This window comes from Fodinibius sp. GM108 (genome assembly GCF_058386985.1).
In genome coordinates this window covers 194,635-212,785 of record NZ_JBYEIR010000001.1, presented here as the reverse complement: position 1 = coordinate 212,785, position 18,151 = coordinate 194,635, and the positions used below count along the sequence as shown (strand labels likewise).

The 18,151-nt window shown below is 43.5% G+C and carries 20 protein-coding genes and 1 riboswitch; of the genes, 11 read left to right on the top strand and 9 right to left on the bottom strand.

The features are described 5' to 3' along the window. Positions 1–120: 120 nt before the first annotated feature. From ACT3ID_RS01005 to crcB, 3 genes are all read right to left on the bottom strand, one after another. Positions 121–1,689, bottom strand: coding sequence for an ATP-binding response regulator (locus ACT3ID_RS01005; protein WP_491540116.1), 1,569 nt, complete (start codon positions 1,687–1,689; stop codon positions 121–123). Between the two features lie 226 nt (positions 1,690–1,915). Continuing rightward, a complete protein-coding gene (locus ACT3ID_RS01000) occupies positions 1,916–2,950 on the bottom strand; it encodes a chemotaxis protein CheB (protein ID WP_491540115.1) in 1,035 nt (344 codons plus the stop codon). Positions 2,951–3,252: 302 nt separating this feature from the next. After that, positions 3,253–3,624 carry a fluoride efflux transporter CrcB gene (crcB, locus tag ACT3ID_RS00995; protein WP_491540114.1) on the bottom strand — a complete coding sequence of 124 codons (372 nt, stop codon included), beginning with the start codon at positions 3,622–3,624 and terminating at the stop codon, positions 3,253–3,255. 32 nt (positions 3,625–3,656) lie between these two features. After that, positions 3,657–3,732: riboswitch (Fluoride riboswitch) on the bottom strand. Positions 3,733–3,744: 12 nt separating this feature from the next. Between crcB and ACT3ID_RS00990 the strand changes: the two genes are divergently transcribed. Further along, the gene (locus ACT3ID_RS00990) at positions 3,745–3,972 is read left to right on the top strand and encodes an ATP-binding protein (RefSeq protein ID WP_491540113.1); all 228 of its coding nucleotides are present in this window, start codon (positions 3,745–3,747) and stop codon (positions 3,970–3,972) included. A gap of 261 nt (positions 3,973–4,233) precedes the next feature. Then, entirely contained in the window at positions 4,234–4,644 is a 411-nt protein-coding gene (locus ACT3ID_RS00985) for a YidH family protein (protein ID WP_491540112.1), read from the top strand. A 232-nt stretch (positions 4,645–4,876) separates the two neighbouring features. On the opposite strand, the gene ACT3ID_RS00980 is transcribed toward ACT3ID_RS00985, so the two are convergent. The 4 genes from ACT3ID_RS00980 to ACT3ID_RS00965 all read right to left on the bottom strand — a co-directional run bounded on the left by ACT3ID_RS00980 (position 4,877) and on the right by ACT3ID_RS00965 (position 8,078). Next, entirely contained in the window at positions 4,877–5,119 is a 243-nt protein-coding gene (locus tag ACT3ID_RS00980; RefSeq protein ID WP_491540111.1) for a DUF4235 domain-containing protein, read from the bottom strand. Positions 5,120–5,191: 72 nt separating this feature from the next. Beyond that, on the bottom strand, positions 5,192–6,445 hold the full coding sequence (locus tag ACT3ID_RS00975) for a cation:proton antiporter (RefSeq protein WP_491540110.1): 1,254 nt from the start codon (positions 6,443–6,445) through the stop codon (positions 5,192–5,194). A gap of 322 nt (positions 6,446–6,767) precedes the next feature. Beyond that, positions 6,768–7,790, bottom strand: a complete 1,023-nt coding sequence (locus ACT3ID_RS00970; RefSeq protein WP_491540109.1) for a TIGR04086 family membrane protein — start codon at positions 7,788–7,790, stop codon at positions 6,768–6,770. An 81-nt stretch (positions 7,791–7,871) separates the two neighbouring features. Next, complete coding sequence (locus ACT3ID_RS00965) at positions 7,872–8,078, bottom strand: hypothetical protein (RefSeq protein ID WP_491540108.1); 207 nt, start codon at positions 8,076–8,078, stop codon at positions 7,872–7,874. A 297-nt stretch (positions 8,079–8,375) separates the two neighbouring features. Between ACT3ID_RS00965 and ACT3ID_RS00960 the strand changes: the two genes are divergently transcribed. The 4 genes from ACT3ID_RS00960 (at position 8,376) to ACT3ID_RS00945 (ending at position 11,183) form a co-directional block, all read left to right on the top strand. After that, positions 8,376–8,939 (top strand): hypothetical protein, encoded by a 564-nt coding sequence (locus ACT3ID_RS00960; RefSeq protein WP_491540107.1) that lies wholly within the window; start codon positions 8,376–8,378, stop codon positions 8,937–8,939. A gap of 13 nt (positions 8,940–8,952) precedes the next feature. After that, positions 8,953–9,351 (top strand): response regulator, encoded by a 399-nt coding sequence (locus ACT3ID_RS00955; protein WP_491540106.1) that lies wholly within the window; start codon positions 8,953–8,955, stop codon positions 9,349–9,351. Between the two features lie 250 nt (positions 9,352–9,601). Then, positions 9,602–10,516, top strand: coding sequence for a metallophosphoesterase (locus ACT3ID_RS00950; protein ID WP_491540105.1), 915 nt, complete (start codon positions 9,602–9,604; stop codon positions 10,514–10,516). Positions 10,517–10,643: 127 nt separating this feature from the next. After that, positions 10,644–11,183: a DUF421 domain-containing protein gene (locus ACT3ID_RS00945; protein ID WP_491540104.1), complete on the top strand. Its 540-nt coding sequence runs from the start codon at positions 10,644–10,646 to the stop codon at positions 11,181–11,183. Between the two features lie 19 nt (positions 11,184–11,202). Here ACT3ID_RS00945 and ACT3ID_RS00940 read toward each other — a convergent pair whose 3' ends face one another. Both ACT3ID_RS00940 and ACT3ID_RS00935 read right to left on the bottom strand, forming a co-directional pair. Further along, entirely contained in the window at positions 11,203–11,799 is a 597-nt protein-coding gene (locus ACT3ID_RS00940; protein WP_491540103.1) for an EcsC family protein, read from the bottom strand. A gap of 213 nt (positions 11,800–12,012) precedes the next feature. After that, the gene (locus ACT3ID_RS00935) at positions 12,013–13,137 is read right to left on the bottom strand and encodes a fatty acid desaturase family protein (protein ID WP_491540102.1); all 1,125 of its coding nucleotides are present in this window, start codon (positions 13,135–13,137) and stop codon (positions 12,013–12,015) included. Positions 13,138–14,441: 1,304 nt separating this feature from the next. On the opposite strand from ACT3ID_RS00935, the gene ACT3ID_RS00930 reads away from it, so the two are divergent. The 5 genes from ACT3ID_RS00930 to ACT3ID_RS00910 all read left to right on the top strand — a co-directional run bounded on the left by ACT3ID_RS00930 (position 14,442) and on the right by ACT3ID_RS00910 (position 18,142). Continuing rightward, complete coding sequence (locus ACT3ID_RS00930) at positions 14,442–16,484, top strand: copper-translocating P-type ATPase (RefSeq protein ID WP_491540101.1); 2,043 nt, start codon at positions 14,442–14,444, stop codon at positions 16,482–16,484. 14 nt (positions 16,485–16,498) lie between these two features. Next, positions 16,499–16,837 (top strand): P-II family nitrogen regulator, encoded by a 339-nt coding sequence (locus ACT3ID_RS00925; protein ID WP_491540100.1) that lies wholly within the window; start codon positions 16,499–16,501, stop codon positions 16,835–16,837. Between the two features lie 104 nt (positions 16,838–16,941). Then, positions 16,942–17,400, top strand: a complete 459-nt coding sequence (locus ACT3ID_RS00920; RefSeq protein ID WP_491540099.1) for a hypothetical protein — start codon at positions 16,942–16,944, stop codon at positions 17,398–17,400. A 2-nt stretch (positions 17,401–17,402) separates the two neighbouring features. Continuing rightward, a complete protein-coding gene (locus ACT3ID_RS00915) occupies positions 17,403–17,630 on the top strand; it encodes an SHOCT domain-containing protein (protein ID WP_491540098.1) in 228 nt (75 codons plus the stop codon). A gap of 299 nt (positions 17,631–17,929) precedes the next feature. Beyond that, positions 17,930–18,142, top strand: a complete 213-nt coding sequence (locus tag ACT3ID_RS00910; protein WP_491540097.1) for an SHOCT domain-containing protein — start codon at positions 17,930–17,932, stop codon at positions 18,140–18,142. The last annotated feature ends 9 nt before the right edge of the window (positions 18,143–18,151 follow it).

Here is an 18,151-nt window from a genome sequence, read left to right as displayed (position 1 = left end):
GTGACTTATCCGTCAGAGACGAGAGGGGCAGCCTACCAGCTGCGGACCTACTCGGGATAGAAAGCAAGATCTAAGTGATATGTTTTGCTGTTCATGTACCAATTACTCTCTAAGAGATAATTAATTTCTGGCAGCAGAAGCTTCTGCCCGGATCGTTTCACTGAGTGTTTCAAACGCTTCATCCTTTTTCAGGTAGGCCGAAGCACCAGCGCTGTGCATGCCATCAATTACACCTTGGCTTTTATGAAATGATATACCGATGATCCGCGTAGTTGGCAACTGCGATTTAATTTGCCTGGTCGCTTCAATACCGTTTATCTCCGGCAGATTCACATCCATAATGACAATATCTGGGCACTTTTCTCGAGCTAATTTCACGGCCTCTTTTCCGTCCGTAGCCTCGCCAACTACCTTCATATCTTCTTGGGTGTTCACTATTTTACAGAGCCCTTCTAGCATCATTTTATGATCGTCTACCAGCAGTACAGTGATCTTGTCATCTTGTTCCTCCGTCGAAGAAGCACGTTCTTCCCGATGCTGGTCGGGCTCTAATTCCTCCTCATCTTCCAGCGGTGCTCGCAAGGTAACTTCTGTTCCCTTACCCGGTTCGGAATCGATACCTATGCTACCGCCAAGTGCATCTATCCGCTCCTGCACGTGGTATAGTCCAAACCCGCGATCTTCGAGATCTATCTGATCAAGGCTTGAAGGAACAAATCCCTTTCCGTTATCTCGGACGATAATTTTGGCCTGACCGTCCTCGCGTGACATCGAAATATCCGCCTTATCCACATTTGCATGTTCAACCACATTGAAAAGCAGCTCTCGCACGCTTTGAATCAGTACCGTCCGCACTTCTTTCCGGGCCCGTTTGCGGTTCCCGTCATCATCAATGGTAACCTCCAAATCATATTTGGCCATCTTGTCGGCTACCCACGTTATGCTAGCTATCAGATCTTTTTCATCCAGCGTAGGCGGTGGTTTTAAGTCTGACATCAGCTCACGCGTATAATCGAGGGCATCATCTATCAATGTTTTTAAATCATGTAGACCATTCGCCCTTTGGTTTGGCTGCTCGCCTTGCAACGTACCCACCTTCATTTTACCAATGACAAGCATTTGGCCGAGATTGTCATGCAATTCAGTAGCCAGACGGCTGCGTTCTCGTTCTTCAGCTTCGCTCAGCTGACGAACCAGATTCCGCAGATGATCCTGGTATCCCTTAAGCGTTTCCGTCCGCTCTTCCACCTGCTGTTCCAGCGTCTCATTTAATTCCTTTAATTCTTGTTGGGCTTTTTTGCGCTCCGAAATGTTAAGGAGCATATTGATGCCGCCAAAAATATTACCCTCTTCATCGCGTAACGGTGACGCATAAGCATCGAACCAGAAACGTTCCCCATCCGGCCGTTGTATAATCCCTTCTTGTCCTGCGATCTTTCGGTCTTCCCTTAAAGCCACCGCCATCGGACATTCCTCATGTTCCATCAGACTCCCATCGGGATAAAAAAGCTTCCATGTGAGAAACCATAGATCACTGCCCAGCTTCGGTTCCCGTCCTGACAGTTCCATTGCGGCAGAGTTATAATAGGTAAGACAGGCTTCGGCATCCGTGGTATAAATTGCTGTTGGGAGCGCATCAATTATTTTTCGGAAATACTCGTTTTCGAAGATTTTCTTTTCTCTCTCCATCACATCCTTTTAGAGGTTATCGTTATCTCATTAGCTCCAACTAAGGAATAACATAGTGTATATATAATCTTTGAACTCACTGGGTTCCATAAAATAAGCTCATTCATAACCTTGTCTGAGAAATAACCCAAGTTTTTTAGTAGCTCCAGTAGTTCTACGCTGCACCTCCGGCGCAACGGGCAATATAGGTGAGGACTATCTGCCTGACATATTTCTTTTTAATGGGTTATTTCCCTTTTTCCTGTTTGTACTGTAGATCTGCACTAAAGCGTTCTGTTTCAAAAGCAGCATCATGCACCGTCCGGGCTTTATCTGCTGTTTCTTCGGCTTTTTGCAGGAAATTGTCAGCCATATCAGTATTTCCTGCGTCTTTTATTTCGTCTCCGATTTTCCGGAGCAGCATGGATGTCTCCTCAAGGCCCCGCATAGCCTGCCAAAGGATTTCCTCCACAGATTGAGAGATACCTGCTAATAAAGCACTTGCGGTGAAGGCATGGCCTGTATGGCATCTATATCGCAGCCGAACATCTTCTTTAATGCGGACAAGGGCACCATTACAGCTTGGACAGGTAAAAGGCGATACCTCTCCCATTTCCATAATTCCTCTTTCAAAAGCATTGTCGGATGTAGCAATTTTAACTTCTAAAGCCAGGCGGTCTAGTTCTTCTTGAGGGACCTCTTGTTCTTCTGCGGCGTCTTCTGAAACCAACTTATTAAAAACAGCTCCCATTTCAGATATTGGGAGAATATAATCTGGTTCCACATATTTCTGCACGCTTTGCGACATTTCTGGGAAAGCAGCTTCCTCCGGATCTTGACAAATCGCAATGCCTCCCATTCGTTTAATTGTCCAAAGGCCGGAAGTGCCGTCATCAAGAGCGCCTGATAACACAACTCCGATTACCCGTTCTTTATAAGTATAAGCTGCCGAGCGGAAAAGCGCATCAATGGAAGGCCTGAAGCGGTTTTCTTTCGGCCCTTTCTTTACCAGCACATTATCTTCCTCTAAAATAAGGTGATGGTCGGGGCAGGCCACATATATTTTTCCCGGCTCTACCTTCTCCGTGTCTTTGGGATGTACGGCTTCCAAAACGCCTTCACTACTAAGTATATCCGGCAGTTTGCTGGGAGAAAAAGGAGGTACATGCAGGACGATAAATACAGATGCCGAAAAATCTTTGGGAAATGAATTCACCAATTGTTTTAGAACTGATACTCCCCCTGCCGAAGCACCAACCACTAAAATGTCTCTCTTTGCCATTGCAGGTTATCTGTTTTTTTCATCGGAGTACGTATTGTAATTAACGCAATTCTCATCAGGCTGGTTCCTATAAATCATCTCTAGGTTGAGATTGTTTTTCCTGCCCTACAGCCAGAGATTATCTCTATTTTTAATAATTGATATTTAATCCTCTTCCAAAAGTTTTAGGTGTAATTTTTTAATTAGGGCATACTTTTTGTAATAAGCTCTATGATACTGCGGTTCATTTCTATCTAGTCGGCTTCACCGACAAAGATACCAAGCAGTTTTGAATCGGGATTGCGTTCAATAGCCTGAATGATTTAAAATATACGTGTAATAATAAGACCGGTCCAGGCAGCAAAAAATCCGATAATAAGACTAAGACCCCCGTATAAAAAACCAAACAAAAACTGGGCATCCTGCAGCAACATAATCCCTTCATAAGAAAATGTAGAGAATGTTGTGAATCCACCGCAAAAACCTACGCCCAGTAGTAGGCGGTATTCAGGTGCTATATCAAATCGGTTGCTCAAGCCGAAAAGCAGACCAATAAGAAAACAGCCAAGAATATTGACGGCAAAAGTGCCATAGGGGAAGGAGGATAAAATCTTCTGCTCTATGTAAAAGGAGAGCATGTAGCGAAAGTAACTTCCAATAAATCCACCAATACCTATCAGTAAAAAGGTTTTCATATTCTAACTCCTGTCTAATAATTTGTATTAAAGTTTTGACAGGAGTCATCAGAATTGATCGAAAAAAGATCAAAACGGTTATAGGCGAACTCCATCGCCGAACCAAATATAATTGACCGTTTGCTATTTTCTAAATTATTGAGAGAAATATCGACCCACTTGTACCGAATTGGCCATGAAGCAACTAAAAATGCAGCTGTCCACGGAGATGCTGAAAATGTCACAATTTCCTTAAAAACGGATAAGGATTATCTGTATCTCAATATTGAAGATGACGGCACCGGCTTCTCGGGTTCCGAAAAAGAAGAAGGAGGAATGGGTATTAATATCATGCGTCACCGAGTTTAATTAATTGGTGGCATACTTGAAATTAAAAACACGTCCGGTTTCGCAACCAAGGGCGCCACCATTTCTTGCAGGCTTCCGATACAAGAAATATAAAAATGGCTGAATGCGTTACAATCAATTAGCATTACATAAGTATAAAGTCCTGTCGTGGATTTATTAGAATAGGTCTAAATCCTCAAGTGCTAACATATATAATCCTACTGCAAAACAGGTATTATAACGGATCACAATAATTTAGCTTAAAAACTAAATGTAATCTCTATGGCCCCAAAGGAAAAAGAAGCGTCGAATGAATCTAAACAGGAACTGGCGGAGGATCGCACTGACCGCGCCCATGAGCGTACTGATTGGGCTCAGGAACGAACGCTTTTAGCTAAAGAACGTACCTTCAGCGCATGGGGACGAACCGGACTTTCAGCTATGGCCGCAGGTCTGGCGATAGCTCGATTACTGAACACAGTAGAATCGCAGTGGATTGTCCGCACTGTGGGTATTCTGTTGATTATTACAGGCGGAATGAGCTTTCTTATAGGTTTCATGAGCTATCGTAAAGCACTGAAAAAACTGGCAGAGAAAGGTGTGCGAGGCACATCACTTTGGGTTATTGGTGTAATTACGCTATTCCTGCTGTTAAGTGTTCTGCTGGCTCTAATGCTTATTTTTAAAGAATAGCGATCCCGGCAGCAGCCATATTTTAGGATAATAGGCTTCAGCTCTTTTTAAAGATCACGACATCATAGTGTTGAAGATTCCAGAGTAAGGAAATCTTCCATTAATGGTGTAAAGCCAACATTACCAGCTTTTAATACCCTGAGACTAACGTTTCAGGGTATTACTATTTAAGATGAGGATGGGTTAATCGAGATCTTGCGGATTCTCACAAACATCTCCCCGCCTTTTCAAATCAGGCATCCATTTTAAGGGTAAGATATCGCTTAGTAGCTAGTTTAACAGAGCTAATAGCCGTACCGGTTATTACGCTCCAAATTATAACTTTTTTCCAGTTAATTTCTTCAGATGGATGAGTTGTGGGGGGTTCTTCATCATACACATCTTTCCATTTTTTTTGGGCCAACTGTTTCAATGTATACCCAACAACGACAGAGGCACTGCCTATGATTAATTTTTTTACTGTACCTTCATTCATAATGTTATCTTTTAAAGTTTATATATCAAGTCTAACTTGCCGCAGTTCACATAGTTCCTTTAACTAGCATATCTATTCAGTTTTTGCGAATCTTTCCATGAGAGGTCTTGCAGAAACGCCATGAACAAAAACAGAGGCAGCCACAATAAAAATTGTGATCGCCCATAACTCATCAGACTGAGGGAAATCAGCCATATAGATTCCGTAGGAGAGGTAGTACAACGAACCAATCCCTCTGATTCCAAAAAATGAGACCATCCATTTTTTATGGTTAGGCAGATCACTTCCTGTAAATGCGATTAACCCACTGATTGGTCGGACTAAAAAGATGACCGCAAGAGAGACTGCTATCATGGGAAAGGTCAAGGGTTTCAAAACCCCAAACACAAGATACCCGCCAATAATAAACATCAGTATTCCTTCCAACAAACCCTCCATTGTGATCGAAAATTGGTGAACCCTTTTTTGATAGTCATGCTCAGGCCTTTTCTGCCGAAAAATACATGCGGATACAAACACAGCAATGAAACCGTACGATGACATCAATTCTGCAACCGCATATGGGAAAAGTACAAGGGCGATCGCAAATACATCGTCTGTGATTTTCATGTTTTCTTTTACCGGGAGTTTAAAGAGTAAAAACCCTAAAAGTTTGCCACAAACGAATCCCACAATTCCACCTACAATGATTTTATAGCACACATCAATAAGCAGCCAGTCAACAAACCACTCCGAGGGTGCCAGCCCCAGCACAGCAATGGCAATTGCTAGGTTGGTGAATGGGAAAGCAAGGCCATCATTTAAACCGGCTTCCGTAGTCAATGTTAAGCGAACAGATGAAGCATCGGCTGTTCCCGGATCTGAAGTTTGGACATCATTTGCAAGAACTGGATCTGTAGGTGCAAGGACGGCTCCCAAAAGTATTGCCGATGCCGGGACCAGACCCACAACCCACCAGCCCAGAAAAGCTGTAACAGCAATCGTAAGAGGCATTGTAACCAAGAGTAATCTTGCACTGGAACTCCAGGTTTTCCATGAGAAAGGATCGTTAATTTTAAGACCTGCTGAAGCAAGCGCAACAATTACCCCAACTTCTGTGATTCGCTTCAATATTACGGGCTCATCAGTCACTTCAGGTAAATCCCAGGGAATTGGAAGCAGGAATAGTGCCATACCCAGCAATAAAAAGAAGATAGGCGTGGTAATATACTTTTTTGATTTCACAAGGGGCGCCACTATCAGCATCAACAGCACTATGGATGCTATCAGAAACAACTGTACCACATAGAAATCAAATACAAAAAATTCAGGGTATGAATTTTCCATGTACCTTAATTTATGTTATCTGATGGGGTCATTATTTAAGGCCTTCTTACATTATCGCGATGCGCTGCCAATGGACCTCAGGTTCATCCATCACCAGATTGGTGGTATAATCAAATTGATGAAATCTGGTTTCATAAAAATGCATCTCAGTATAATATCTTGTTCGCGGCAATAGCCTCCGGTAAAAAAACCGGAGAGGAAATAGCCAAAGTTTATAACGTCCCTCAGTATCACAAAGAGTAACTGTGAATATTTTGGAACCAGCACTAACTCAACTATGTGGAGTTGGCTGCCGCCGGGAAGCCGGCAGCCAACCATACTTTCACGACCTCTTCATAGGTTCTATCTCATTGACAGCCGGATTTGACTCTGCAGCCATCATGCCTCCGCCGTAGGCAGCTATTGCACCAAATAAAAAGACGAAAAATGAAACCAGGCTTACGGTCGCCATTGTATCGGCAAGTTGAGCGCTAAACTCTTCGATCTGTTGTTTCGTCTCCTGATAAAGATCCTCGACTTCGGTTATGGCCTGATCAATATTTTGGTTCCATTGATCAATTCTTTGTTCTATTTCCTGCTCACTCAAGTCGGTGTTTTGAACCAGGTAATCTTTTATTTCCTGCCGGTTAATATATTCCCCGTCAACGGAAATATTCAAATTACCATCGTCAATGTTAACAGAAAGGTCATTAAAGAATTCGGCTATATTTCTATCAAGATTTTGCTCTTGCCACATATTTTGAATGTCGGCTATTCCTTCATTTAGCGTCTCTCGCACCTGTTCAGCCGTATTGCCGGGCAGAATATCATATTGTTCGGCTTGTTTAATCAGCTGCAAGAACTCGTTTTTAATGTTGTTGAAGGGTAATCCCTGCTGACGCTGCGCCTGTTGTTGCTGCTGATTATTTACCTGGATTACAGTTTGTTGGTCACTTCCCATTCCCAAAACGGATGAAAAGGTTCCTGTAACTCCACCAATTATAGAACTGATGGTAGTTGTTACAAAAAACAGTAAGACGACAGTGTACAAACACCAGCTTAAAAAACCATGGAGCCCTCCATCGGTCTTTGATATAAAACCGGCCATTCTTCCGGCCACCATTCCCCCTAAAAACAGGGCAATCAAATTACTTACAATCCACCAGATGATGGTTCCGGTACCCAACCCTGAAAAAGGATCGGACTCCGCTACTGGATTAATGGCTGTAAAGCCAAGGCCAATACCTAACAAATTGAGTATAACGGAGATTGCTAATGCCGTGAGACCTCCCCCGAGAATGGCACCCCATGATACGCGTGGTATTTTTTGTACTACCTCATCATTATCTTCTCTCGATTGATTCATAACTATATATTAAGATTGAAGTTTTTATTTAAAACAAACAGATTCACACTAAAGATCATTTTAATGAAGTCATTGTGAATGTTATACGTCTCTGTCGCTGGTATCCTTGGTATCTCCACTATTACTGTTATAGCTGGATATACCCCACGTTGCCAAGGCAATTACGGCGACAAGTATTATGATAGCGGTCCAAAAACCAGCCTGGAAAATGGCAGTTATTACACCACAGCCCGGCAGAAATAGGAGTGAACTAATTAATAGGATGAGGAATGGATTAAAATCTCTCATGATACTCTTCCTTTGATGAATTTGATTGTATAACAAAAAATCAACGAATGGAAATCCATCTCTCCCTAATTTTTAAACTCGCACCTCCACTCGGGAAAAACCGCAAGGACCAGCGAACGATTCGGAGTTGTTCATATTTCAGCTCCATCAACAAAGCGCTCATCGAGGTCACGATCCAAGAAAAATCCATATCCGTCTCTCCGTTATTATCTATAGTGGAACAAATAATTAAAACGGATAGTTTGAATTAAAACAAGGTCAATAATTTACACAGCTATCATCTCGGGAGTTTTATAAATGAATGAGAAAAAAGAATCCGGCAGAAAATGGCAAAGCGAAGCCTTAAAGGCAGATGCCCGCCGTGCTGCGTTAGGCGGATTCTTAGCCGCTCTGACGATTATGGGCGGGAGCTGGATGATTGGTCAAATTAGTGGTTCAGAAGCTCAGTTCTTGTTGGAAACAGTCTTGCCAAGCGTACGTGCATTTAGTGGCACACTCATGCTTGCACTGATAACCGTACTTGCCCTTATGCTTACCTTGCTGGGCTTAAGCAGTTCTAGTGAAACCAAACTCAAATGGGTTCATTATCAACGCATTAAACAAATTGCCCTCGTTGATATGGTTACATTTATTGTAGCCGTGCTTTTTTACCTGTTGTTAAACGTGCCAGTTCAAGAAACCGATTCCGGAACCCTTCGATGGTTCTATTTTCTTTATTATGCTGCATTATTCATTTCATCTCTACTGGCGGGAGCAGTTATTACCGTCGTGCTTATGCTGTACAATGCGGTTCTTCATATTATTGATGCTGTTGGACCTGAAAAAGAAAACCAACCCATTCGTACCAAAGAGGACGAATAAAGCGGAACAAGACATGGAAGAGCAAACAGAAATAAAAGTACTACTTGTCGATGATCACAAGATGATACGTGACAGACTCCGAAATGCCATTGACAAGGAGCCAAGCCTACAGGTCATCGGAGAGGCATCGAATGGTCAAGAAGCCATTGTATTTGCGGAAAATAATGTTCCTGATGTAATTGTCATGGATGTGGGTATGCCCGTAATGAGTGGCGTTATAGCCACAAATATTATTATTTCCAATTTTTTACCAAACGTAAAGATCATTGGCTTATCCGTGTATGAAATTCAAACAGTGAAAGAAGAGATGCTCAGGGCTGGTGCCTCAGCTTATATAACCAAAGATGAAGCTTCTGATAAATTATGTGCCACTATCCGAAAAGAAGCAATGCGAAAACGTAATCATCAGTAAATAGCAGTGTAATATCACTCACCTGCAAGAGATTCTAAAGAAAGTGAACAGGTAACTTTAGCTAGGAAAATCTGCTTGCAGGTGGTAGAATAAATTAGCAGCTTGATTCATCGAAACTAATCAAGAGCAGAGTTATTGAGTGATAGAAATGCAGTTCTTTAGCAAAAAGTCGGACGATAGCTAGCAGGTATTTAAAGACAAATACCATCGCATAAAATCAACAGGTAGGTAATTGGGTTAAAATAGCTAGATGAAAATTTTCAAATTAACCTCCCTCTTTGTTCTGATAACACTACTTGCCCTAGGTGTTTGGGGTTTTATTATTGAACCCCGTTTTCTCCTTGATGTACAGAGACATGATGTAGAGGTGCCAAATTTAGGTTCGGAGTGGGAAGGAAAAAAGGTGGCGCTGCTGGCAGATTTTCAGGTGGGCATGTGGTGGGGCAATACGGGGATGATCAAAAAAACTGTGAGAGAAACCGTGGAAGCAAAACCTGCCATGGTATTAATTGCCGGTGATTTCGTGTACAACGCTGATTCCTCAGTTGTAAAACGAGCCGTATCATTGCTTCAACCGTTAATGGAGTCAGAGGTACCCGTTGTGGCGGTACTTGGCAACCATGATTATTCTCTTTCAAAAGATAACGGTGAAGTGAATGACCCCATTGCGGCTTATTTAAGTTCCTCTCTTGAAGATGTTGGCATAACAGTACTTGAAAACGATTCTTATTCCTTGACAAACGACAGCGGCTCCACTTTTCATGTTATTGGTTTAGGTTCGAAATGGGCGGGCCGAACTGATATAAAGAAGGCCTTTGGCAAAATACCTGCTAGTGAACCGCGGGTGGTACTCATGCACAATCCCATTATTTTTAGGGATATTCCGGCTGGTCATGGGACTTTTACCCTGGCCGCCCATACGCATGGAGGGCAGATAAGCCTTCCACTGTTGCCTTCTGCAAGCTGGCTGGGTATTGCTTTACCAAGGGAGGTCATCGCCGAGGGATGGGCTGCTGAAAGTATTGGTAAAAGGAATAACCGACTTTATGTTAATCGGGGAATCGGGTTCAGTCTGCTTCCGATCCGGATCATGTGTCGGCCGGAACTAACCATTTTTAATCTTTCTCAAACACGCGACACTTTGGCTCAGCCAGATCTCGGATAAGAAAGTGATTTGTCATTTTAAAAAATATGGTAGAGAGCCAATTTATGGATACACAGGCGAAACCTGTTCTTTCAATACATGAGTAAAATTATCTGTCCCTAACCCTATAAACTAAACATACCTGATTATGGATTATAGCTGGCTAACTACTTCCTGGTCTTCCATCCTGATGGTAACTCTTACAACCATCGGAATTTATGTAACCCTGATAACCTACACGCGCCTGGCAGGACTTCGCTCCTTCTCGAAAATGTCGGGCTTTGACTTTGCGGTGACCGTTGCCATCGGCTCGTTACTTGCAAGCACTGTTTTAACGAAAGATCCCCCTTTAATTCAGGCGATGGTAGCCCTGGGGTTGCTTTATATTCTTCAAGTGACTATAGGAAAGTTAAGGGGCAGATCAAAGTGGGTAACTTACGCCGTTGATAATCAACCGTTGTTACTCATGAGGGGAAGTGAAATCCTGGATGATAACTTAAGAGAGGCCGAAGTAACCCGCGATGATTTACGGGCAAAATTACGCGAGGCCAATGTCACCCAACTCAGCCAGGTAAAAGCTGTCGTGATGGAAGCAACCGGAGATGTTTCAGTACTGCATAACGAAGACCCGGCCCATGAGCTCGACTCCTTACTTCTGAAAAAGGTACGCGGTTGGAATACGGACTAAAGCCGGTAGTTCAGTAACTTCAACTTTGCCAAGTATCAAAGTAGGCGCGCTTATAAGCTTTTTTCATGGCCCGGCTCGTTTTACGGGCAAATGAATAGTTGACGGTTGCCCCAACCACGCCACCGAATATCGGAACCAGTCGGCCCGCGCGCTTGGAAGAGATATTCTTGCCCATCGCCTTTCCGATATTCACAATGGCCCGCAGCACCAGACTATCGGATGCATGGCGGGTACCTGCTACGGCGCTTGCTTTAAGCAACTGATGTTTAAGTGTAGCTTGGGTAACGCCATTGAGGCTTAGCGACTCGAAATAAATATTGATCATTTTATCCTGGTGCAGCGGTTTACTGCCGTCAAATCCATTCAAAATGGCAAATCGCTGGGAGAGCCGGTACAGCTGCAACGACAGCGAAATAGTATCGACCGTGGCAAATGTTATCGACGTCATGAGCCCGCCGATCCCCGTCGTTAATCCTCCTAAAATGCTGGTATTTGCAAAGGATGAGCGATAGCTGTCCATCATCGATTCGATGCGGTCATAGTGGGGCGCCATTTGTCGAAAATCCTCGATGGATGTCACGTCTAAATCCTGGTCTCGAGCATACTGTACGAGCATACTGTATTACATCTTCAGGATAAATGTTAATGATTGTGTCTTTAATAGCTTGAATCATAATAGGGATGAATAGATAGCGGTTTAGAAGTGTTTTATACTAACTCATTTCCCTATATCGTGTTCCAGCCTCAAACGTTAGATTGGCCTTCCCATCGGCAGGTATAAATAGCTGTCGTCAGCGCATCAATGATTCTTCATACTAAAGGAGAAAGGTCATGAGAAATCAAATTCATACTCAGGATCAGAATAGGTAAATTCCGGATCACCGAATTTTTTAAGTGTGCGATAATGGGAGGCTACTGCTTCAAAAAAGGTGTCATGATGGTTGTAGGGAATGTCAAACTCTTTGGCCGTCTCTTCCACAATATGACTAATGGCCGGATAGTGCACGCTGCATATTCTCGGAAACAGATGATGCTCAATCTGAAAATTTAGTCCGCCGACAAACCAGCATAATGGTTTATTATCGCGTGCAAAATTATTGGTAGTCACCATCTCGTGAATCATCCAGTGTTCGTCAATCATGTTTTCTTCGTTCGGCTCCGGATGATCGGTTTCCTCCACAACATGAGCCAGCTGGAAGATGATACCCAGTATCAGGCCGGCCGTCAGGTGAAGTGTTGTAAATCCAATCAGCAGGTGCACCCAGGTAATATCGAGCAGAAGCATGGGTAGCACCAGCATGTAGGTATAATATATGCCTTTCGTTACAAAAAGAATGATCCATTCGCTGAGGGGATGACTTTTGTTTTCGTATGGACCGAGATTCTTTTGGAGGAAATACTTGTAATCTTTGACAAACACCCAGAAAAAGGTGGCCAGGCTGTAGGCAAAAAATGCCAGAATATGCTGAACGCGATGGATCGGCTTATACTCAGAATGCGGTGATAGCCGGATAAATCCTGCCACCTCCAGATCTTCATCGTGTCCGTGAATGTTGGTGTAGGTGTGGTGGATAATGTTGTGGGTTATTTTCCAGATATACCCATTCGCTCCCAGCAGATCAAAGGTAAATCCCAGGGCCCTATTGATATGCTTGTTTGAAGAATAAGCGCCGTGAAGGGCATCGTGCGATATCGAGAATCCGATCCCGGCCATTCCAATGCCCATCAAAAAGGTTAAAAACCACATGAAGCTGAGAGAAAACTGTCCCGAGATGATCAGTGCATACGACCCGAAATAGAGGGTCAGCAATACAATGGTTTTGACTACCATCTCCACGTTGGCATGCTTGGAGAGATCACGCTCCTCAAAATATTGATTGACCCGCTTTTTTACTGTTTTGCTGAATTCCCGACTGGTGCTATTATTGAATGTAACTTTTTCGACGGAAGACATCTTCTTTAGCTACTTAAACTCAACTTATAACAATAACTAAAAACCTCTCTTATAATGTTAAAAAATAAAAGAGTTTCCCTAAAGAGAAGACTCTAAAGCTAGATGCTCCATATTCCTCCCTTTTAATCAAGTAATAAAGTATAGTTAACTAATAGTTCAAGAGGAATAAAATAAATTTCCTTTTTAATGTACTGCATAATAATAGGATAATGTAAAAAATAGCTAACCCATACGGCTACCTGTGATTTGAGTGTATACAGCTTCTAGAAAGAAGTTAGTCAAGGAGGATCAATATATAACAGTTTATCTACTGACTAAAGCTGAAAACCATCAACAGGAATTAATTTAATAGGGTCCAAAGGGAAAATAACATACTTGCTGATCTGCAGCTTATTATCCGCATTGGGACAGGCTAAGAAGAGTTGCCACACCTTGTATCAAACCGATATGATCCTAAATCCTCAACCCGAGAGATCTAAACTTTTCCGGTAATTAGTCTACTGTAAATAAATTTACTATTAAATAAAAAGAAGGGAAATCTTTTTCCACAGTTCCTCTTAGGTACTACAAAAAGTACTACATGAAATCTCAAAATCGCGGCTCATTTCGCGCACAGCAATATCTCGGACTGGCTTCGGATCATAATCAAACAAATTCGGGCTTGACTGAAAGGAAATGCTGATTATCAAGTAAGTATATTGTGAATGGTATCATTACTTAGCTTAGCTTTATAATTTAGAGAAATAGAGTCTCTATAAGCGCCCGTAGCTAAATTGGATAGAGCGTTTGGCTTCGGACCAAAAGGTTAGGGGTTCGAGTCCTCTCAGCGTACTCTTACCAATGTGCCCGTCATTTTTTGGCGGGTACATTTTATTTATAATTCTTTCCTGTCTCAAGAATTTCTCAAGCTGGTGCTACAAATAGTACTACATGGATACATATAAAATAGAATTAAAAGCTTATTCTTCGCTTATATGTTCAATATCTTAATCTTCCTACAGCAAAAAGAAAGAATGTTGCACCTATTTTTAAATGAGCTGCGGATAGTAATAGTTTTGGTGAGAAGTTTTTAATTCGAATAGGAAGAAGAATTCGAAGTTCTTTTAGACTTACACAGAAGAGCACCTTTAGCCCCTAGTCTTTAAGGCAACTTTAAAATAAGCTGCCTTTTTTATTGAAACAACATGAATACAAATACCACTATTTAAGCTTAATTTAAGCTCATAGCTTTTATAATGGAATAGACAACTAGCAGAAATCATGTTTCTATCATTTAGTCGCTTTTAAATTATCCGGATGCAACCATGAAAACCTCTCACGGAAACATGGAACACGGTCACGACCACGATTATAAACATCCCAATCAAAAGGAGCATAAAGGCTCCGGCAGACATGCCGAACATCATGCCCATATGGCCAAGGATTTCCTGAAGCGGTTTTGGATCTCAATTGCGCTGACCATCCCGATACTGATTCTGTCGCCGATGATCCAGGAGTTTCTAGGATTGGGCGAATCGCTTCGATTTGCCGGAGATCTATATATATCATTTGTACTGTCAAGCATCGTATTCTTTTACGGCGGCTGGCCATTTCTAGAAGGACTTTATGATGAAGTGAGTGACCGCCAGCCGGGAATGATGACCCTGATCGGTATAGCCATTACGGCGGCTTACATATACAGCACGCTGGTAGTATTTGGTGTAGAGGGACAGATTTTCTTCTGGGAGCTGGCAACGCTGGTCGATATCATGCTGATCGGCCACTATATCGAAATGAAATCAGTGATGAGCGCCTCGCGGGCGCTGGAAGAGTTGGCCAGGCTGATGCCGTCGGAGGCGCACGTCATCCAGGAGGATGGTTCCACGAAAGATATCCCGCTTGAAGAGCTTCAAAAGGGATTTAAAGTACTGGTAAAACCCGGCGAAAAGATTCCAGCCGACGGAGTGGTTGTGGAAGGAAAAAGTTCGGTCAACGAGTCGCTGATGACTGGCGAGTCAAAACCAGTATCCAAGCAACCGGATGACGAAGTAATCGGCGGATCCATCAACGAAGAGGGCTCCCTGACCATAGAAGTGGACCGAACCGGAGAGGATTCCTTTTTATCGCAGGTTATAAATCTGGTCCGCCAGGCGCAGGAAAGCAAATCGCGTACTCAGGATCTGGCGAATCGCGCCGCTTTCTGGCTGACAATGATTGCGTTAGGTGCCGGTACGCTCACCTTCTTCGCCTGGACCTTCTTTACAACAGAAGATTTTGTTTTTGCTCTAGAGCGAACAGTAACCGTAATGGTGATCGCCTGTCCCCATGCCCTGGGGCTGGCCGTGCCGCTGGTTGTAGCCGTATCCACAAGTCTGGCCGCTCAAAACGGCTTCCTGATTAGAAACCGAACAGCCTTTGAACAGGCTCGTAATATCGGGGCCGTCATTTTTGACAAAACCGGAACGCTTACCCACGGTGAATTCGGCGTGACCGACGTGCTCACTTTCAACGGCTTCGCCGATAAAGAACAACTGTTGAGCCTTGCCGGCTCGTTGGAGCAGAACTCAGAACATCCCATTGCCCGGGGCATCGTAAAATCTGCCAACGGCTTGATGAAAGTAGAGGAGTTCAACTCCATCACAGGAAAAGGCATTGAAGGACGCGTAGATGGCAAACAGATCAAAGTAGTAAGTCCCGGCTATCTACGTGAACAGAATATAGAACTGCCGGGTGAACACTATGAAGAGCTTTCCGGTCAGGGCAAAACGGTAGTTTTTGTAGTTATTGATGACCAGCTGCGGGGGGCTATTGCACTCGGAGACAGTATCCGGAAAGATTCCCGCGAAGCTATCCAAAGCCTGCACGAGATGGGAATTCAATGTATTATGCTGACGGGTGACAACCGGCAAACGGCTGCCTACGTGGCTAACGAGCTCGGACTGGATGATTTCTTTGCCGAGGTACTGCCTGAAGAAAAAGCTGCAAAAATCAAAGAAGTTCAGCAGCGCGGACTCAATGTTGCCATGACCGGCGACGGTGTGAATGACGCTCCTGCCCTGGCCCAGGCCGATGTAGGAATAGCCATCGGCGCCGGCTCGGATGTGGCGGTCGAAACCGGAGATATCGTCCTTACCCAGAGCAATCCCAAAGATGTAGCTTCTCTGATCGCACTGGCCAAAGCCACCTACCGCAAGATGGTGCAGAATCTGTGGTGGGCAACAGGATACAACGCTTTTGCCATCCCGCTAGCTGCCGGTGTACTCTACACCTATGGAATCATTTTAAGTCCGGCATTGGGTGCCGTATTAATGTCACTGAGTACGGTCATCGTAGCTGTCAATGCTCAGTTTCTCAATATCGAACGCTAAAAACAGAGGTTATTATGAAACTCGTCAAAGCGTATATCCGACCGATGCTATTGGAGGAGGTTTACACTGCACTTCGCAAGGAAGGCTACTGCTGCATGACTGTCTTCGAGGGCGAAGGAACCGGACGGTACAGCGACCCCTCCGATCGACACGGATCTCTGAATTTTCCGGCTATGCATACACATGTAGCAAAAATTGAAATCGCCGCAGGAGAAAGTGACGTCGAACCAATCTCCGAAATCATTCAGGAACACGGGCGCACCGGCCACAAAGGAGACGGCCTCGTCTTTGTCAATCCTATTGAACAAGTAACCCGAATACGAGACGGAGAACAGGGCGCCGCTGTTCTCTAGCAATTCAATCTCGATACTTTAAGGTTGCTTTAAGCATGTAGATGCTATTTTGCTATCAGATGGATAAACTATCTGATGAATTTAATCAAACAAAGGTAACAGTTATGAAACGCTTAACACTAGTCTTTTCAATTGTTCTTCTGTTAGCCGGAACGGGAATAGCCCAGGATACGCAGGAAGATATGAGCGAGAAGAAACAACAGATGCAGCAGATGATGCAGGATTCGACCATGCGCGCTATGATGATAGAGCATATGGCCCGAAATCCGGAAATGCGACAGCAGATGATGCAGCACATGATGAAATCCGAAAAGATGGATCCCTCAGCCATGATGGCACACATGCAACAAATGATGAACGATCCCGAAATGAAAGAGCGCATGCAGAAGCATATGGAAATGATGCAAGCTATGATGGAAAACGGCAAAATGGATCACTCCAAAATGATGGAGATGTCCGGCGACTCTACGATGATGAAAAAACATATGATGTGCATGCAGATGATGCAGGGAGATATGATGGACGATAAAATGAATGACCACGACCATCAACAACACCATTAATCATGGAATGGCTAAACGCTCTGAATACTCATTGGGCCCCGGTGCTGTGGATTTTATTGGCCGGGGTCTTTCTTCTTACCTGGTATCTGGCCCAGCGCAGAAAGCACCGGCTTGAAATCAGAGAGGCGGCCATTGAGGTTCACAGGAGGCGATTGCAAAGCGGTGACATATCGGAAGAGGAGTTTAACCAGCTCAAAAGTTCGCTAACCGACAACAATCCTTTCACCTAATGAGCAAGCATACTCATGCGGTGTCCCGCTACTGCTTCTTTTCTTCGCTCCTTCGCTGGGATTGAGCAGTGACGTAATCTTTTTTCTGTTCGTCATAGCCATATTCTTATGCCATATCCTAATGCTGGGTCACCACCGGAAAGGTCCGAACATCAGATCTGTAAGAAACTTTACCAAGCAGTTATAAAATTTTTCCCTCCTATTTTAAGCTTGGTTTAAGGCAACTCCTCTTACTTTATTAATAGCAAGTTATTCTGTCTGACATACTATACTTGTGAATTCAAAAATGTGGAGGCTATATGTTTTTTGACCATCATTTTATAGGCATGCATTGGATATGGTGGATCATTGTAGTTGCTGTTATCCTGCTGGTGATTTTCAACATTCTTCCATATCAATCCAAAGCAGAGCTAGAAGAAGATGCATTGGATATCCTAAAGAAAAGGTTTGCCCGTGGGGAAATTGAACAGGAGGAATTTGAAGAGCGGAAGAAAATTCTAAAGCAAAATTAGCACCAAAAA

Coding starts and splice junctions, on each gene's coding strand:
- ACT3ID_RS01005 (WP_491540116.1), bottom strand. CDS start 1,689: ATGGAGAGAGAAAAGAAAATCTTCGAAAACGAGTATTTCCGAAAAATA.
- ACT3ID_RS01000 (WP_491540115.1), bottom strand. CDS start 2,950: ATGGCAAAGAGAGACATTTTAGTGGTTGGTGCTTCGGCAGGGGGAGTA.
- crcB (WP_491540114.1), bottom strand. CDS start 3,624: ATGAAAACCTTTTTACTGATAGGTATTGGTGGATTTATTGGAAGTTAC.
- ACT3ID_RS00985 (WP_491540112.1), top strand. CDS start 4,234: ATGGCCCCAAAGGAAAAAGAAGCGTCGAATGAATCTAAACAGGAACTG.
- ACT3ID_RS00980 (WP_491540111.1), bottom strand. CDS start 5,119: ATGAATGAAGGTACAGTAAAAAAATTAATCATAGGCAGTGCCTCTGTC.
- ACT3ID_RS00975 (WP_491540110.1), bottom strand. CDS start 6,445: ATGGAAAATTCATACCCTGAATTTTTTGTATTTGATTTCTATGTGGTA.
- ACT3ID_RS00970 (WP_491540109.1), bottom strand. CDS start 7,790: ATGAATCAATCGAGAGAAGATAATGATGAGGTAGTACAAAAAATACCA.
- ACT3ID_RS00965 (WP_491540108.1), bottom strand. CDS start 8,078: ATGAGAGATTTTAATCCATTCCTCATCCTATTAATTAGTTCACTCCTA.
- ACT3ID_RS00960 (WP_491540107.1), top strand. CDS start 8,376: ATGAATGAGAAAAAAGAATCCGGCAGAAAATGGCAAAGCGAAGCCTTA.
- ACT3ID_RS00955 (WP_491540106.1), top strand. CDS start 8,953: ATGGAAGAGCAAACAGAAATAAAAGTACTACTTGTCGATGATCACAAG.
- ACT3ID_RS00950 (WP_491540105.1), top strand. CDS start 9,602: ATGAAAATTTTCAAATTAACCTCCCTCTTTGTTCTGATAACACTACTT.
- ACT3ID_RS00945 (WP_491540104.1), top strand. CDS start 10,644: ATGGATTATAGCTGGCTAACTACTTCCTGGTCTTCCATCCTGATGGTA.
- ACT3ID_RS00940 (WP_491540103.1), bottom strand. CDS start 11,799: ATGCTCGTACAGTATGCTCGAGACCAGGATTTAGACGTGACATCCATC.
- ACT3ID_RS00935 (WP_491540102.1), bottom strand. CDS start 13,137: ATGTCTTCCGTCGAAAAAGTTACATTCAATAATAGCACCAGTCGGGAA.
- ACT3ID_RS00930 (WP_491540101.1), top strand. CDS start 14,442: ATGAAAACCTCTCACGGAAACATGGAACACGGTCACGACCACGATTAT.
- ACT3ID_RS00925 (WP_491540100.1), top strand. CDS start 16,499: ATGAAACTCGTCAAAGCGTATATCCGACCGATGCTATTGGAGGAGGTT.
- ACT3ID_RS00920 (WP_491540099.1), top strand. CDS start 16,942: ATGAAACGCTTAACACTAGTCTTTTCAATTGTTCTTCTGTTAGCCGGA.
- ACT3ID_RS00915 (WP_491540098.1), top strand. CDS start 17,403: ATGGAATGGCTAAACGCTCTGAATACTCATTGGGCCCCGGTGCTGTGG.
- ACT3ID_RS00910 (WP_491540097.1), top strand. CDS start 17,930: ATGTTTTTTGACCATCATTTTATAGGCATGCATTGGATATGGTGGATC.